Consider the following 16,049-nt stretch of genomic DNA (forward strand, 5'->3'; position numbering starts at 1 on the left):
GTCCTTTCAGAATGAATAGGCTTCGCCGTCGGCCGGCACGAGCACGCGGTCGGCAAGATCGTGCTCCGCGACGAAGGCATTGAGCTCGGCGCGCGTCAGCACGGCGTGGTTGACGGCCTCGAGATGGCTCGCGATCACGGTCGCGAAGGGCGCGGCATCATGGGCGCGCTTCACGTCTTCCTTGCCCATGATGATCGGATCGAGCCCCGGAATCTGCGCGTCGCCGGCATTGAGGATGATGATGTCGGGCCGCGCGTCGGCCAGGACCTCCTCGACCGACGCGTTCCAGACGGTGTCGCCGGCAAGGTAGAGCGTCTTCTCGCCTTCGGCCGTGAACAGCACGCCGCAGACCTCGCCGAGCACTTCCCCGGCGGCGGCCATGGTCGCGTCCGATCCGTGCTGGCCGGCGGTGCGGGTCAGGCTGACGTTCTTGAAGCCGGGTTCGTCGGCCAGGTTGCGGACGTCCGCGAAGCCTTGGCTGCGGAACAGTTCGGCGTCCGCCTCGTCCCGCGCGAAGAGCGGCAGGTGCTTGGGCACGAGAGCGACCGCAGCCTCGTCCCAGTGATCGGGATGGCTATGAGTGACGATGACTGCATCGACATCGAGAATCTCGCTCATCGGCGTGGCGAGTTCGACCCGCGGATTGCGGATGTGGCTGTTCATCGTGCCCTCGAAGCCCGGATAGGTATCTTTCGCCGCGAGATAGGGATCGATGAGGAAGCGCTGGCCGCCGTAATCGATGCGCAGCGTGGCGTTCCGGATCTGTCTGACTTGCATTTTACGTCTCCTTGTTGAGGACCAATTGGTCCAAAATGATCAAAAAAAGGGGGCTCAGCTATCGAGCAGGATTTCGATCTGCCTGATTGCGGTCCGCAGGAAATCGCCGTCGGCGAACGAGCGCGCCATCACCTGCATCCCGGGGAAGAGGATGGTCAGCAGCCGCGCGAGTTCGTTGGGCGGCCGCCGGGTCGCGACCGAGCCGTCCGTCTGACCGCGGGCAATCGCGGTGGCCAGAATGGTTTCGATGGTCGCGAAGTCCTGCCGCACCCGCTCCCGCACCTCGGGGTCATGCGGGGCGAGTTCGACGGCCTCGTTGATGCTCATGCACCCTTCGAACCCCTCCGCCCGGGCATCCTCGACGATCTTCTCGAAAAAGGCCAGAATGCCCGCGCGGGCATTGCCGTCACCGGTCACGCGCCGCATTTCTGCCTCCCGCTCGGCCCGATAGTTGTCGAAGGCGGACAGCATGAGCTCGTGCTTGCTGCCGAACGTCGCATAGAGACTGCTCTTGCTCAGCCCGGTCGCAGCCAACAGATCGCTGAGCGAGGTCGCCACGAAACCCTTCTGCCAGAAGAGCTTCATGGCTTTGTTCAAGACCTGCTGCTTGTCGAACTCTTGCGGCCTGGCCACGATCGTTATCCCTGCAATGGCATGCTGTGGGAGGGTGTATAGTCATTTAGGACCGTTTAGTCCAGAAAAATATTCCGCTATGTTTCAGTCAGTTACGAAATTTCGATTATTGACCTGGCTCGCTCGTTGTTAGGCTAGGCTCGAACGGTCTGAAAACGTGGTTAAAACGAAACCTGACACTTAGGGTCACGGTCGCGACCAACGGCTTTATCGCAGAGCAGGTCATTTGCGGTCTTGCGCGGCAAACAGGTGTTTTCCGACGCCTTCAAGCCTTAGCGTATATCTGTGCCCCTTTTATGTGACGCCCCCATCTGACGTTCATAGCGACGAAACCCGTAGCCAAGCGGTTCCGGCGCTGGGTGACAGATGAGGTTCTGCCGCAGATCAGTCGCACGGGTGAATACAGGCAGGATGCAGGTGCGCAAGCCGCCAATGACGCACCCAAGCCAGAGATCAGTGCGGCCGATCTACGCCTCCTAGCGGAGTTGAAAGAGGGTGATATCTATCAAGCAACCCGTCACCTTGTGACCCGCATGAATGGAAAATTCTCCGTTGAAAGAGCGTTAAGCGAAGCAAAACGTCCGTGGTCCTATGATCTGGATATTCTAGAACTCATTCACTTGGTAAAACTTGTGCAAATCAGTTGGTTCGCTCTCGGACAAAATAGTGAGCGGTCTGATCAAATGCGCCAGTATATGTGCCGTCTATCCACCGTTATGCGGCTTCTGGATGATAAATTTGGCACCGGTCCCTACTTTGAGCCGGTTACTACTATATCACCTGTGGGGGCCTGATCCTCTTCCATTACAAAGCGGATTACTGGTTCCGAATTTAGGACACCAACACCTATGCCCAGGTAAACGTGAGAGCGCTTTCTTTACTCGGAGATAGCGCTCTTCTTCTCCGTGAGCCCTTTTTCGTCGCATCATCTTTCATGATCCTGAAGCATCAATTTCGGGTCTACAGGATAGAATGTGATGACAAAGCCTTCGGAACCAACAATAGCAGAATGGCGTGCTCACGTTGATGAGCAGTTTGATGCGATCCATGAATCACTGCGTGCTCTGCATCAACGCCAGACGCTCATACTCGAACTGCTGACCCCAGAAGAACGAGAGGGTCCATCGCTGGATGATCTGCTGGCGCGAATTGTCACCCTTATAGCCGACCAAAGACCTGTTCTTCGCCGCATTGACCATACCACTGGCGCATCGCTGGATCTTCTTGAAGGACGTACACCACGTTCTCACCCGGATTCATCGGGAGAGGAAGGTTCAGAGGAATGATGACCTTTCGGAAAATCTCGGCGGCCTGCAGAGGGCAGATAATCTCTAATTACTATCTACAGGATATTCCTGATCCTGAGAGTGACTGCCGTCTGGATCCGACCAAGACGCCTGACAGCGACGGCGCACGTTTGACAAATTATTATACCGGCCGTGATGGTCGTGCGTCCTGGCGCCCAGATATGCCGTGGCGTGCTGCTGAGGCATTAGGCATTGACCGTTTCAAGCCTCCCACCCGAGAACAGCTTTCCCGTCTCTATGAAGCCAAACGGGCTGACAATGGCGAGGAATGGTCCTCGCACCAGCGGAAAATCAGTGCCTATGATCTGACATTGGCCCCTCATAAGTCTGTGACCCTCGCTGCAGAGTTTGCCGAAACTGACGCAGAACGCGCCGCTATCTGGCATGCCATGCAGATCGCTAACGACGAAACCATGCGATACGTTGCTCGTGAACTGGGATTGGCCAGACGCGGCAGGGGAGGGAAAGACGGCGCTGAAGAAGGTCATGTGACATGGGTGACTTACCGCCATACAACAGCACGCCCAACAGTCGAGGCGTTAGACCCTGAGAGCAATCAGACTTACCTGATTGATACGCCGGCTGGTGGTGATCCTCATGCCCATTTTCACAACACGATGTTCAACATGGTTGTTACAGACGACGGTCATGTTGGGTCTTTGGATACAAAACAGCTCCGGTCGCGTGTCCATGAGTTTGGTGCTTACTTCCAAGCCATTCTTGCTCAGGAATTGCGTAAAATTGGTATTGCCCAGACGTATGACGCCAATGAGCAGGCGACCGTCGTCTCCGCAGTACCTCAGGAGATTTCGGATTTTTTCAGCAAAGGTCGCCGCAACGTCCTGAAAGCTGCTCAGTCCTACGCCTCGGAACAAGGTTTAGAATGGGACCAACTGTCAATTGAGCGGAAGCAGAAGATGCTTTCCATGGCAGGACTGGCTGCTCGTTTAGGTAAGGATCTAGACGCTGACGACCACGATATCTGGAAGCGTCAGGCCAAGGAGCTGGGTTGGGTTGATCAAAGCCTGATGGGACCGGAGATCGATCCGGGGTTAGATCGCCACCAGAGGCTTGATCAGGCATGGCGTTTCGTTGCCAGACATCTTGGTGAGGAATTTGAAACAGCCGCAGTTATCGATCACCAGAAACTGCGAACCTATGCCGCACGTGGTCTTATTGCGACCGGTATTGAAGGCGGAATTTCTGACATAGATGACGTGGTTGATCTGACGGAAAAACGCGGTATTGAGGTTCGTGGCCAGAAGGTTCAACTCGTTATTAAGATGAAGGGCGAGCGTGAGCGTGTCACGCATTCCGAACAAATCAGACTGGAAGAAGATCTCGCAATTCATATTGCCCGAGCAGCGGCCGACAGAAGCGGGGCTCTCGGAAAGGAAGCTATAGAGGATGCTATTGAACGTTCTGGACTAGATTTTAGTTCTGAACATGGTCAGGCGCAGCGTCAGGCAGTTCATACTTTGGGACAAAGCGGCAGGATAGCCATGCTGACAGGTGTTGCCGGAGCTGGGAAGACGACCCTGCTGAAGCCACTGGTAGATGCGTGGCGCAATGATACTCAGGGAAACCCATCAGGACGGCGCATACTTGGCGTGGCCAATGCGTGGCGTCAGGCAGACGCCATGAAAGATGCGGGTATTGATGAAACCTACGCGCTTTCCCCATTTTTGGCCCGTATTGATCGGGGCGACCTCAAATTGGATGAGCATACCGTCATAGCCCTTGATGAAGTAGGGCAGGTGGCACCGCGTCAGATGTTGCGGCTTCTGGAACTGCAACGTGATACGGGACTGACCTTACGTATGATGGGTGACAGAGAACAGGCACAGGCTATCGAGGCCGGTGATGCTCTTGAAATAATCAAGAGAGTGCTGGAGCCTGATGATCAGGCCGAACTCCTGTCCACAGTACGTCAGAAAACTAAGCGCAATCGTGATATTGCGGCTCTTTTTCGCGGTGAAGAGTCTAGTGATGAGCAGCTTAAAGCACTTGAGACAAAGGGCAAAGCCGTCGCCGCCGAGACTGATGAGGACCGTGATGATGACATCAGAAACCGTTTCCATACCGAGGAAGTCAGGCAGGCCATCGAGATGAAGCGCCAGGATGGCAGCATCAGTTTGGTCACAGGAGACCATCAGAATGTTCTGGAGACCATCGCTCAACACTACGTGTCCCGTAAAGATGCTCTAAAGGCCCAAGGCCCCAAGGCTGATGGGTCATTCAAGACGATCACCATGTCAGCGCTGACGAACAAAGATGCTGCTGATCTCAGTCTTGCGGTACGCCAAGTGTTGCAGAAGCGCGGTGATATTGGTGCAGACCAAAAGATCATCAAAGCCATAGATCAGCGAGGCGAGGAATATGACATGGCTCTTGCTGTTGGAGACAAGGTGCGACTGTATCGTCGGGTCTGGGGACTTGTCGGAGATAAACGCACGTGGGTTGGGAATAACGGAGATATCTGTGAGGTTCTCAGCGCATCTGACAAGGGGCTGAAATTGAGGCTTGCTGATGGGCAGGAAGCACAAGTGGAATGGCGCCGTCTATCAGATCCACGCTCTAATCGCGTTCTGTTGGGATTTGGTCATGCCATGACAATTGATGCCGCACAGGGGCTGACGTCTGACGAGCATATCAACGCCATGCCACGCGGTGTCGATCTGGCGACAGGGTTCACGTCCTATGTTGCGGAAAGTCGTGCCCGAGGAACAACATGGACGATGATATCTGATGGTGCGACCTTTGAGGCGGTCAGGAACGGTCGCGCACTGGGGGATCAGGAACCTATCACGAGTGACCAGTTGTGGGATTATGTTGCTAAAAAAATGGCAAATAAGCCCTATAAGGCTTTGGGTATGGATCTGCCTTTTCGGAAGAAAAAAGATCGAGACAAGAGAGTCCGTGAACTCATTGAGATCGGCCGGAAAATAGAGAAAGCCCGTATTGAGGGCCGGGATATTGGTCGTGAGAACCAGATGGCGCTAAGAGGCCGCCAGATTAACACCGCACATCCCGACTTGATTAGGCGGCTTGATAGTGAATTAAAGAAAATACTGGAACAAGCTCCCGAAGTGATGAGCCGTCAGGAAAAAGATATTCGTCATCAATACGCAAAAATCGTGACTATGAAACCTTCCGGCCAATCATCTCCCTCTGTGTCCTGAAACTTGCACCAGGCTTTGCTGTTGTCATAATGACCTTGTAAGGCCATGGCATAAAGGAAGCCCTCATGCTCTTTCTGGTTTTGTTCGGTTTTTTAGTTCTATTGGGTTTGGGCGTGGGCTTTCTAGGCAAAATTGCTCGCATTGAGGATCCGGCATCGTCAGTAGCAACATCACCTGTGCGATCTGCAGTAAGGGCAACTGTGTTCCCAAGACGAGATATGACTGCCGAGGAACTGGATCATCAAGCTGAGCTTGCGAATATCAAAGCAGATGCCGGAGCGCGTGAGTCCGTTGTCAACGCGATTCAGGTGGCAGGTTCGTCCAGCCATAAGACTTAAAACGAGTTATTTAGCTTTCTATGAATATGAGCCATAGTCTGAATATCAGATTAGCGTTCACGACAGCAGATAATGTGTTTGCCTGACAAAGAGGTGAACCGTTGGACTCTCTCCATCAGATCATGAATTTGCAACAATGATGTACAACTGTCCTTGCCGATCACGATGGGGCAGGCATTCCTGAATAATTTTGACTCATGAAAGGTTTGAGTATGTTGAAAAAAAGTATTCCCGTGGCCCTGGCTCTAGCAACCTTGGTTTGTGGTTCAATACCTAATGCAAAGGCTGATCAGCCGACAACGGAAGCACCAAAAGTTCCAACGAAAAATGAACCTGTCCAAACACCTATGTCCGACCTCTTGAAAGATGGGCATGTTGAGGCTGCTCTGGTAGATCCTGCAGGGGGTATGTATATTATTTCGACGCCCAAAGGCCATTTCCGATGCGAAATTCAAAATTTGCACGGTCAGCAAGCAACCTCACAATGCTATGCGATCAGCTGATCGGGTCGGATGTCTGAGCTAGAGAAACATTAGGAAAAGGCGGAATGGGTGCGTTATGGGCAGCGTCCCATGACCACCATCCGTCAACTCCAAAGACACGTGCGTAGTATCTTTCTTTTTCTGCTTTGCGCGCGAGATATTTTTCATCCGTCAGCCCAAATACTTCCATTGGGTAGCCTTCTTTTTTGCCCATATCAGTCAAGATAAAGTCAGCCCGGACAAGCTCTCGTGCTGCATCAAAGCGGAGCGGCTTTATAAAGGTCCGATCCTGTTGAACTAATAACTCCACAATTTTCGCTTCATAGTGGCTTTCGACCGGAATAAGTTGCTCAGTCGTTGTCATGAGAGCAGCGTCTTCGATTTTAACGGTACTAAAATTACTATACTTTCCTTTTTTTATTGGATCTATGGTGACAAGGAATAATCCAAAAACTGCAAGCCCTTCCTCATTCCGAGAAAACTCTGCCAGTTCTCTGGAATACGATTTTTCCAATCGCTCCCATTTGGCCTGTGAAATCGACATGAACATTCGGTATCCATCTCGTATTCCAGACAGTTCGATGTTGTATCCTTTTCCATAAGGATCGCCTTGAACACTACTCAAGCGCCCAATCACATACAGTTTTAATGTCTCTGAATTATCTTTGATGGTTCGCTGTGTAGAGTACAAAATACCCCGATCATTGGAGACGACCGGACAGAGCACCTGCTCTAGCGTGATGCCGCGCTGGATCTTGATGTTGCGAGATGTCGCGCAAGCCCGCCTGAGCGCTTTTGGGTCAGTGCGGTGTCCTGTAAACTGTGGGCGCCAGTAGTGCAGACCTGCACGCTCCCATATGAGGTGCAGCAAGCCAAGAGTGGTCATGCGTCTCTGGGTTCTACTACCAGCTCGTGGACCCGCAGGCAAAGGAGCAGATGATACCGGACTCTTCTCAATATTCCGTTTTAGAGACGTAATTAGTTTGACCCTAACTTCGTCGTGCTCTGGGTCTTCCTTGATGACGCCATCCACATAGGCGGCCTGTCCACTTTGTTCGGGGTTAGGTTTATAAAATGGGCAGGTTGGTCTGTGATATGGTCCTGTATTTGGCATGCACGCAAAATAGTAACTCTCTTTTAGCTGCCTAATCTGGAGCTCCAGATAACGTCCCTGGTGGACACAGAGGCAATGTGCTTTTTCCCCTGGTCCAGCTTTGCCATTGTCAGCATGCTTTGCCTTGAGGCGTCGCTGAAATCGCTCCGGATCGGATAGTTTCCATTCCAATGACAGTTTTTCTCCTCCAGGGAGAACGACAATATCATTCATGCAACGAGCCTTTTCGAAAGCTTATGTATCTGACGTGCCAGTTCCTTGTGATCCATCTGTGAGGAAATATCATCCTCGTAGCGCTTTTGCGCGTCAATCACACGATCGCGTACCCCAAGCAGCAGAAGTGCCTGCTTACGGCCAATGCCTGGTCTGGGATCAACTGCGCGTTCAATCGCGTCCAGTGTGCCAAGAAGAACACCATCAAGGGGCGGACGGGGAGAGGGGATCTTTTCGTATCCCGGTTTCGGGTTCATGGCAGCATCACGCAGCATAAGCGTAAACGGGGTCTTTTCCTCCTCCGGCCGTCGTGATGGGAAGTTTATCAGAGTATTGTCATTTCCCGGTATCGCGTCCACAGACAACCCGACTGTCGCCTGAGCAATGAGCGGAAATTTTGCTTCAATTGATGCAGGTGTGCTGCCAGCAGATTTAACTTCTGCAACAAGACGCTCAAAGGCCGGTTCTCTCACGGGAGCATGGAGCTCGGAACGATAGCTACCGTTCTCTATGGTCTCCAAAACGGCGCAGGTTTCATCATCAGGTGCGCTCCCATCCAAAACCAAAGGTGCCGACAGCATGACAGGCTGTGCCGTGCGGATTTCTCCACTCCGGCCATTTACCGCAGCAAAGAATGTTTTTGAATGAACGACACGGCCGCCGAACATCGTGATGGCCTCACCTTCAATCAGGGACTGAAGATCGGCCCATGGAATACGGGCGACCTCCCTGATTTCCGCACCTCTCCCTTCTCGATAACTTCCCGCTGAGTTTCCTTCGAAGTGTGTGGCCTGTGTAACCTCCACTCGGTCGGACTGTTTTTCAATCCACTCACGCGTCCGCATAGCATCCTGCAGACGCATAGCGTGGGTCAGGTTGGCGTTGCCGAGCAGTGTAAACGCCTTGTCACCAATACGACTTGTTAAGCCGGGCAGATCCTGAAAGCCCAACCAGAACATGCAGTTTAGCCCACGCCCCATAGCAAGCATCCGGTCCATGCCATCTGTGGCGTAGGCGCTGAGTTCGTCAAAGAAGAATTGATAGGGTGCGTCCCCTGATCCTGCCTTGAGCTTGAATATCTCTGATGCAGGCCCGTTAAGACGTGCGCCTAAGAGTTGCGCCATAACGGCTCGCACTGATGCCACTATAATCTTACCAAGGCCGGCCAGTGTGTCAGACGAGTTTTCCAGTGATGGTAGAATGACGACCAGAACGCGGCGGTTCAGCACCACATCACGCATGTCGATATCACCGTTTTCGCATTTGAAAATATGGCCAAGTGAAACGGCGAACTGGGTGAAGATTTTAGAGAAATACATGGTTGCGAAGCCATGTTGCTCAGAGGGACGGCTTTCTTTCTGCTGATTCCATTCCAGTCCGATATCGTAGCCGGGAAGCTCACCCAAATAGGCCTGAAAAGGGTAGAGAACGTCATCGGGAATGTCAGGGACCGGGATCTTGATAGGCTGTGGCTGACCGGGGTTGCGGATAAGAAAGATTTTGTGCCGAGCCAGCGTTGCAAGCCACCGGAGTTCCGTTGCGAACCGAATGGTCTCGATGTTGATGGAGACACCATGCCGGTCCCGCATCCAGACCAGTGCAGGCGTTAGCGTTCCAATTAGATTGACTGCACGATCACGGAAAACGCCGTTGGCATCATTGGCAACAGGCTCGCCCAACTGGCTGACAAGCATTTCTCGGATGGCGTCAGCATTGCCAGTGGCGAAAGGATTAAACGTGTTTGATTCCCTGATCGAGCTGGCCGTCAGCAGATTGAGCGTGAGAAGCTGATCATCCAGTCCAAAGCGCCTGAGAAGGGCGGCAACATCGCCGTAAACCGTGTTGTCACCTTTGCCGTCGATGAGCAGAAATCCCGATCCGTGCGAGAGGGGGTTAGCCATGAGAGAGAGCGCAGATGTGGTTTTACCTGCCCCCGTTGTTCCGGGCATTGCGGCATGCTGTCGGCCAGCATCTGAGGAAAACCAAAGCTGCTGACCTGTATGCGCATCCGTGCCGAGATAGATGATACCGCCCGCTTTTTTCGGTTTGCGGGTACTGGGATCAAGATCATGTTCATCAGGCAGCCCAGAGTATCGGGGCAAATGGAAGGGGAGTACGGGCCTGCGTGTGAGAACCCACCATGTCAGACCGATCACGACAGGGAGTGTCAGTCCTATGAGGGCAGGGACAAACCAGCTCAATCCGGCCACGATCAGGATAACAAAACCTGATGAGGACGTCCGCATCTCAGCCGTAAAACGCTCGAACAGGGGACGCGTATCGCGGTAAGTCGATCCCCGTTTGACTTGTTGGTGCCCGAGTGGGCCTCCTATCTGACGTTTAGCCATCTCAGGGCTCCAAGCCGAAGGGTGAAGCGTTTCCTTTGCCGCCCCTTTCGGATCCTGCCGCCTGGGGCATACCTACGACCGGAGCGCCTTTGATTGCGGGAGCGACACCGGCAGTTGGGGCACCGCCCTGATTTTGCGCTCCACCTTGGCCTCCAGCTTCCTGTGGAGGCATGCCCATGCGATCTGAGGAGATAGCCCTCTGGGTGTCTCTGACGGTTTCATTCACACTTCTTGGTCGTTCACTGCCGTCCGGCCCGTAGCCGCCTGAAGGAGAGGCGATTCCAATCGGGCCACCGGAAAGAGGCGGAAGCAGGGGTTGCTGGGGCATGGTGCTGCCTGAGTCCTGCATCATGGGAGTTGGGATCTGGGGCGCTCTTGAATTCATGATCACGATAGCTGCGAGAACACCGAGTGCTACGCCCGGAACGTAGCTTCTGAAGCGATTTTTCCACCCGGTAGGTGGCACTGTGACTTTTGGTGTAGTCTGAGAGACGGGGGCAGGCGGAGAAATGGAAAGGGGCTGTTGATGCGCCAGGTGTTCCTGTCTTCCCACAGTCATGGAGCTGGCACTTCCCACAGTAATAATAATAGGGGCCTGACCTTCGGTTTCAATTGTGATGGTCGTCATGATGGTTGTCCTTCAAGCTTTATCGGAGTTTTTTTGGAGAGTTGCGACAGCAACCGAGACAGCAGGAGTGTATATTGGGCGCCGTGCCTTGCGTTCGGCTTCCCAGTGAGCACGGGCACCAGCAGCTTCAATGCGTGGGTTTGGGTGAACGTCTTCTTCAGGGCGCTCATGTGGGAAACCCAGTGAGTGAAGGGCATACCAAAGAAGCCGATCAATCAGTTTGACGATGGCAAAAGCAGGAGGAGCAAGGACCCCGGCCTTTCGCCGGGCTTCAGTCAGCAACGTCATGAGCGCCGTTGTCGTCCAGCCATTGCGAGCGCATATGGCGTCTATTTTTGCACCAACACCGGGAATGCTTAGCTTTTCATCAGCTATGGCTATGATCTCACCGGGAACAGTGAGGGCTTCTTTCGGACCTTCTGGACCGTCCAGACCACTTTTTCTGAGACTTTCAGAAAGCCGCCCAAGAAGCTCCATGGCCTCAGATCGTTCTTGATTGTAGTGAGCGAAGAAGGCGGCAAACAGCACACGTTCTACGGGAGTGGTCGCTTCCAGTCCTGTCCAGTGCCTGCCCAACTGTGCTGTAAACGCCGAGACGGCCCCCGCCTCGCTGAATTTACCGCTCCGATCGGACGCAAAGCGTTCGCGCCACTCATGAGCATGTAGTGCAGGATCAGCTGGGCGGGGCATGCCAGCAGCCGGAGCGATGAGTTTTGTCATGCGCCGCTCTGCAAAGCCGCGTAACGTTGGGAACATGCGGGCCTGCACATCGATCAGACCTTCCAGATCAAGAGCTTTTGCAAACCGACCGGGAGCGGCCCTGACGATGCAGGTTAGACCCAGAAGCGCGATAAAAATGGCAGCCGGCCACCGTAGGGCACCACCAAGTATCATCAGCCCATACCAGAGCTGAATGGCTCTGACGTGACCCGGAGACCATGATGCTGCGACAAGCTGTTTACGGAGCTCAACGATGGGCAGCGAGTGCAAGTGGAGAAAATCAATCTGCCACACGAGAAGCCGGATATAGAAAAGCGAAATCTCAGCGTGCCAATTGGACCACACCACGTAAGACAGCCCGGCGCCACCTACGACAATAGCGATTAAGGAAAACAGGGCGTAGTCATCGCTGGATGACCATGGGGTGCTGCTGGAGCTCATGATGCACGGCCTTTGCGAGAGCGCACCATCATGTCTGTAGCGATATGGTAAAATCGCCGCAGATAGGCTTCACCATACCGAGGCGTGTGCGAGTGGTAATACGCAACAGCCTGCCAGAGATCACCATGCGTTTCGGCGAGAGCCTGCCCGAGGATCCAGCTTCCTGCTTCGATGTTCGCGCAGACATTATCGCGTAAGGCGTTATAAGTGCGCTGAGGTGTGCTGTGCCAATGTTCCGCTACTTTGCGCACCCACGTTGAGTTGACCTGCAGAGGCCCGAGATCGACTGTCCCATTTGTGTTTGTACTGATTTTGCCAGGGCGTCCGTCTTCGACGTAGAGCAGGACAAGAAGAACTCCCGAAGGTACATGGGCATTTGAGGCCGCAGCGGAGAGACAGGCCTGAATCCGCTGGCCTTGCAGCAAAGCATCGTCCTGGGCTGTCTGAGCGTAGCATGGGTGTGCGAGACCTAACCCTAGAGCACTGAAGCCAATAAGAGCGAGATGTTTCATCATCAGCTTGCTTCCTGTAGCGCAACAGGGACTGTCTGCAGCCGCGACCGCGCATTCCCCCAGATTTCGACAAGATCATTAAGGCAGAGTGTTTCGCCCTTCAGGGCAAGAGCCTCAAAAAGGTCGATGATGCAGAGCATTACAACTGACCACGAACCTGCCCTGATACTGCTCAAAGTATAGCCGAGTGTTGCCTCAGGATTTTCCCGCACATCGAGCCCAAAGCCAGTACCGGTCAGGTCAAACCACAGAGCCTCGGCTGCCACAACAATGACCGGCAGATAGCCATCTGCACGGGCAATTTCTTCGTGACTGATAGATGCCTCTTGTCCAGTAGAGCGGTCCACCACGATAACAGTTTGCTCAAATTCGGACAGAAGAGACATGACTGACCGCGCTACATCATCAACCCTTACAGCAGAGAAGACGCTCATGAGTATCTCCTGCGGTTCCATGTCGGGCGGGCTGTACGTCTTCTGCCAATCAGCCACCTGCGGCCAGTACGCAGGGCAGCAGGAAGTGTCAGGCCAAAGAACGAAATCGTACCAAAAAATACCGTTCCCACCACGCCAATGATCAGCGTCGTCAAGCTCCAATGCAAAACTGCCAGCAAAATGGGCAGGCAGCTCCGGGCATCAAGGATTAGAAATCGTACTGGTAATCCGGTTCCACGCCACATCAGTCATCTCTCCTTTTTGCCATGAGTGCGACTTCTTCGGTGATCAGATCCTGTTCCAGCCGAGCCTCAATGGCGCGTGCGAAACTTTGACCATCTGTTTTCAGCACATCGTTGATGAACTCAGGCCAGGATTGGGGATCTGTGCGCATAAGTTTAAAGCGTAGGTCCCGATCAAAAGTCAGGAATTCACGGATCGCGACACGTCCTCCTCCTTTCCGTGGAAGAAGCCGCTGATTCAGACAGAAACGCATTGACTGAGCGAGGGCAGAGACAAGGTTATCGCGTTCTTCGCGGGCACAGAGCGATACGGCCCTCTGCATCATCAGTCCCACATTGTCCGCGTGAATTGTAGTGCCAAGAATACCGCCCGTGATGGCGCAGTTGATTGCGGCGTCCATGGTTTCGCTGTCGCGGCACTCGCCGACAATCAGTTCGGTCATTTCGCGTCGGGTTGTGCCGCGCACAAATTTAGCAAAAGTCATGTGCGGGGGGTGGATAGGGGTCTGGGTAATCTTTGAACCTGTTGGTGACCGGATATAGTCCATCAGGAACTCAATAGGATGTTCGCCCGTAGCAATGTTATAATTTGCGTCCGGTCGCATGACTTTTTCTTCTGCCAATGCAAAGGCGAGTGACGATTTACCTGACCCGGTGACACCCCCGATCAATTTCATACCGGATACGATGTCATTACTTGCCAGAACCTCTGGTTCAACCAATTGGGATTCCAAGCTGGGCGGACGGGAAGGAATTGGACGCATAACGATATTCACGCCCTGTCCTCGCATGACCTCACAAGGGGTGAAGTTCACACGGAACCGCAGAGTTTCACGACGGTTGAGTGATACTGAATATGCGCTGTCGAGATCGTGGGAGATGGCCAGCATTGACATCCCGTCCTGCGCATACATGTGGCTGACAATGTCCGATATTGCGAAATCGTCCGTAGAGAAACGTGTCGCAAAAAGAACCTTCCCATGAACCATGATAGTGACAGGATGACCTGTCTTGAAATCAATGCGAGAGGCACCAAGGCCATAAGCCCATTTGAGTAGGTCATCGAGACCCGGCGCTTGTTTGCGACGTTCGACCACCCAGCTATAGGCTGGACGTCCTTCATTGGGCCAGGTTTCTCGTTCAGCTTTAGATGATGTGATGAAATTCATCGGCAACGCTCCGGGTAGAGAGGTGCGCTATAACCATAGCCCCGATCACGGCGCAGGCCCCGGAGACCCGGCTGACTGGTAATCCGTACAACCCGATCACCTACGTGAAGCGTGTCGCCTCCGCCGACAGAAGCTTTCTGTTCAAACACGACATGAGGTTCTTCCACGCGCCCATTGGCCAGCAGAACCCGATAACGGGCCATGCCCACGATATCGCGCTGAAGTCGTGAGAGGTCTGATAGAAAAATTTCCGAGGCCTGTTTTTCTCCGGAAGCCCAGCCTTCTGCGACCCAGTCATTCCAGTAACCAACCTCCTTTTTGTTCATAGGAAGAGCCGCTGAGGCAGGGTGACGAGGCTTCTGCCATGATCTGACGAGATAGGTTCGCCAGTTGGGTGCAGCTGATGTCAGTTGTGCTTCTCTCGTGATTTCAAAAACGCATTGGGTTTCATGCGCGACCTGCCCTGTGCCGTTCAGGGCGAATGCCATTTGGGCTTCGGTGACAATTGGGGGTTGCATAAGGGTCTGCCCGCCGCCAATGGGCAATACCAGAGACCGGAAATCGTAAGTGCTATCAAGCGTGTCTTCATAGCGTCGGAGCATTTCGTTGATCGCAAAGCTTCGTGCAGCAAGTCCTCCTTGCGCACCATAGATATGTGCCGCCTCCTGAAGAGCTTCTTTACGACCCGGCTTCAATCCATCGGACTCAAGATCATTAGGGCGAGTATTTTGCAGGGCCTCTAATGAGAGTGGACGATCGCCACCAACAATTTTGTCGAGTTCCTGGGCTCCCGTGATGGGTTTATTGATTGGATTGGCCAAGGCGGGCTCTGCTTGCTCAATATCATCCGCTGCTGGTTGCGGGGGTTGAGGCATTGGAACCAGGGTGCCGCTCCTTGCTGGTGGCGGCGTACTTGATTTGAATGGGATTACGCGGCCGTCAACTTTGACGGTATCTGCGGCCAAAGCTGGTTGCCCGAAAGCGACCATCATGGTGCAGGCCATAAGAGAGAAGTAGGGTGTTTTAATCATGATACACCACCGCGATCTGATGATGGAGGGGATCGACTTGCACCGTGGCTGCATTTCCGGCCTGGTCTCCGAATGACCGGAGAATATCGAGTACAGGGGCAACACTGTTTGTTTGCACCGTGATATCGTGGCTCTTGCCAAATACGGTCACTGTGTAACCGATTTCCTTACCCAACTTGCGGATGCCGGCGTTTAATGGCCCATTCCAGACGAACCAAATTCGACGGTTAATATCATCGGGAGTACTAGATTGGTCTGTGACCGGAACTACAGGTGCGGTACGGACCGTGCCAAGTTCACGCAGATCCGACGTGGTTGAGGCTATGGAACGTTGTAAGGCCACTTCCGGACTGGCCATACCAGTCGTTTCGATAGGGCCGGGTTTTATGTGTCCAGAACAGGCTGTCAGCCCGATACTGAGGGTAGCATATAGAAAGGAGGTCTTTTTCATGGTCATCTCCGTTTATGAAAAACAGAG

Annotated in this window: 17 protein-coding genes; 5 read left to right on the plus strand and 12 right to left on the minus strand. The window is 53.6% G+C overall.

The window, feature by feature from the left end:
• Positions 1 to 6: 6 nt before the first annotated feature.
• Together Abin_RS07850 and Abin_RS07855 are read right to left on the minus strand one after the other, a co-directional pair.
• Positions 7 to 777 (minus strand): MBL fold metallo-hydrolase, encoded by a 771-nt coding sequence (locus tag Abin_RS07850; RefSeq protein ID WP_040133497.1) that lies wholly within the window; start codon positions 775 to 777, stop codon positions 7 to 9.
• A gap of 54 nt (positions 778 to 831) precedes the next feature.
• Positions 832 to 1,410 carry a TetR/AcrR family transcriptional regulator gene (locus tag Abin_RS07855; protein ID WP_040133494.1) on the minus strand — a complete coding sequence of 193 codons (579 nt, stop codon included), beginning with the start codon at positions 1,408 to 1,410 and terminating at the stop codon, positions 832 to 834.
• A gap of 359 nt (positions 1,411 to 1,769) precedes the next feature.
• Between Abin_RS07855 and Abin_RS07860 the strand changes: the two genes are divergently transcribed.
• The 5 genes from Abin_RS07860 to Abin_RS07880 all read left to right on the plus strand — a co-directional run bounded on the left by Abin_RS07860 (position 1,770) and on the right by Abin_RS07880 (position 6,740).
• The gene (locus tag Abin_RS07860; RefSeq protein ID WP_255319339.1) at positions 1,770 to 2,204 is read left to right on the plus strand and encodes a hypothetical protein; all 435 of its coding nucleotides are present in this window, start codon (positions 1,770 to 1,772) and stop codon (positions 2,202 to 2,204) included.
• A 183-nt stretch (positions 2,205 to 2,387) separates the two neighbouring features.
• A complete protein-coding gene (locus tag Abin_RS07865; protein WP_048845796.1) occupies positions 2,388 to 2,696 on the plus strand; it encodes a hypothetical protein in 309 nt (102 codons plus the stop codon).
• Positions 2,693 to 5,899: a MobF family relaxase gene (mobF, locus tag Abin_RS07870; RefSeq protein WP_048845797.1), complete on the plus strand. Its 3,207-nt coding sequence runs from the start codon at positions 2,693 to 2,695 to the stop codon at positions 5,897 to 5,899. Before Abin_RS07865 ends, mobF begins: the two co-directional genes overlap by 4 nt.
• A 65-nt stretch (positions 5,900 to 5,964) precedes the next feature.
• A complete protein-coding gene (locus Abin_RS07875) occupies positions 5,965 to 6,237 on the plus strand; it encodes a hypothetical protein (RefSeq protein WP_048845798.1) in 273 nt (90 codons plus the stop codon).
• 212 nt (positions 6,238 to 6,449) lie between these two features.
• Positions 6,450 to 6,740: a hypothetical protein gene (locus Abin_RS07880; protein WP_146867669.1), complete on the plus strand. Its 291-nt coding sequence runs from the start codon at positions 6,450 to 6,452 to the stop codon at positions 6,738 to 6,740.
• On the opposite strand, the gene Abin_RS07885 is transcribed toward Abin_RS07880, so the two are convergent.
• The 10 genes from Abin_RS07885 to Abin_RS07925 are packed head-to-tail and all read right to left on the minus strand — an operon-like array spanning position 6,733 to position 16,022.
• Entirely contained in the window at positions 6,733 to 8,046 is a 1,314-nt protein-coding gene (locus Abin_RS07885; protein ID WP_048845800.1) for a DUF1173 family protein, read from the minus strand. The two genes, Abin_RS07880 and Abin_RS07885, sit on opposite strands and share 8 nt — an antisense overlap.
• A complete protein-coding gene (locus tag Abin_RS07890; protein ID WP_048845801.1) occupies positions 8,043 to 10,394 on the minus strand; it encodes a type IV secretory system conjugative DNA transfer family protein in 2,352 nt (783 codons plus the stop codon). The genes Abin_RS07885 and Abin_RS07890 overlap by 4 nt, the downstream gene beginning before the upstream one ends.
• Position 10,395: 1 nt before the next feature.
• Complete coding sequence (locus Abin_RS07895; protein ID WP_048845802.1) at positions 10,396 to 11,022, minus strand: hypothetical protein; 627 nt, start codon at positions 11,020 to 11,022, stop codon at positions 10,396 to 10,398.
• A 12-nt stretch (positions 11,023 to 11,034) separates the two neighbouring features.
• A complete protein-coding gene (locus tag Abin_RS07900) occupies positions 11,035 to 12,183 on the minus strand; it encodes a secretion/conjugation apparatus DotM-related subunit (protein WP_048845803.1) in 1,149 nt (382 codons plus the stop codon).
• The gene (locus tag Abin_RS07905) at positions 12,180 to 12,695 is read right to left on the minus strand and encodes a lytic transglycosylase domain-containing protein (RefSeq protein ID WP_371862216.1); all 516 of its coding nucleotides are present in this window, start codon (positions 12,693 to 12,695) and stop codon (positions 12,180 to 12,182) included. Before Abin_RS07905 ends, Abin_RS07900 begins: the two co-directional genes overlap by 4 nt.
• 2 nt (positions 12,696 to 12,697) lie before the next feature.
• Complete coding sequence (locus Abin_RS07910) at positions 12,698 to 13,129, minus strand: hypothetical protein (RefSeq protein WP_048845805.1); 432 nt, start codon at positions 13,127 to 13,129, stop codon at positions 12,698 to 12,700.
• Positions 13,126 to 13,374: an IcmT/TraK family protein gene (icmT, locus tag Abin_RS15625; RefSeq protein ID WP_048845806.1), complete on the minus strand. Its 249-nt coding sequence runs from the start codon at positions 13,372 to 13,374 to the stop codon at positions 13,126 to 13,128. Before icmT ends, Abin_RS07910 begins: the two co-directional genes overlap by 4 nt.
• Positions 13,374 to 14,540, minus strand: a complete 1,167-nt coding sequence (locus tag Abin_RS07915; RefSeq protein WP_048845807.1) for a type IV pilus twitching motility protein PilT — start codon at positions 14,538 to 14,540, stop codon at positions 13,374 to 13,376. Before Abin_RS07915 ends, icmT begins: the two co-directional genes overlap by 1 nt.
• Positions 14,537 to 15,571, minus strand: a complete 1,035-nt coding sequence (locus Abin_RS07920) for a type IV secretory system conjugative DNA transfer family protein (protein WP_048845808.1) — start codon at positions 15,569 to 15,571, stop codon at positions 14,537 to 14,539. Before Abin_RS07920 ends, Abin_RS07915 begins: the two co-directional genes overlap by 4 nt.
• Positions 15,564 to 16,022: a DotD/TraH family lipoprotein gene (locus Abin_RS07925; protein WP_035381384.1), complete on the minus strand. Its 459-nt coding sequence runs from the start codon at positions 16,020 to 16,022 to the stop codon at positions 15,564 to 15,566. Before Abin_RS07925 ends, Abin_RS07920 begins: the two co-directional genes overlap by 8 nt.
• Between the last annotated feature and the right edge of the window lie 27 nt (positions 16,023 to 16,049).

It is taken from the genome of Acetobacter indonesiensis, from assembly GCF_000963945.1.
Taxonomy (GTDB): Bacteria; Pseudomonadota; Alphaproteobacteria; order Acetobacterales; family Acetobacteraceae; genus Acetobacter; species Acetobacter indonesiensis.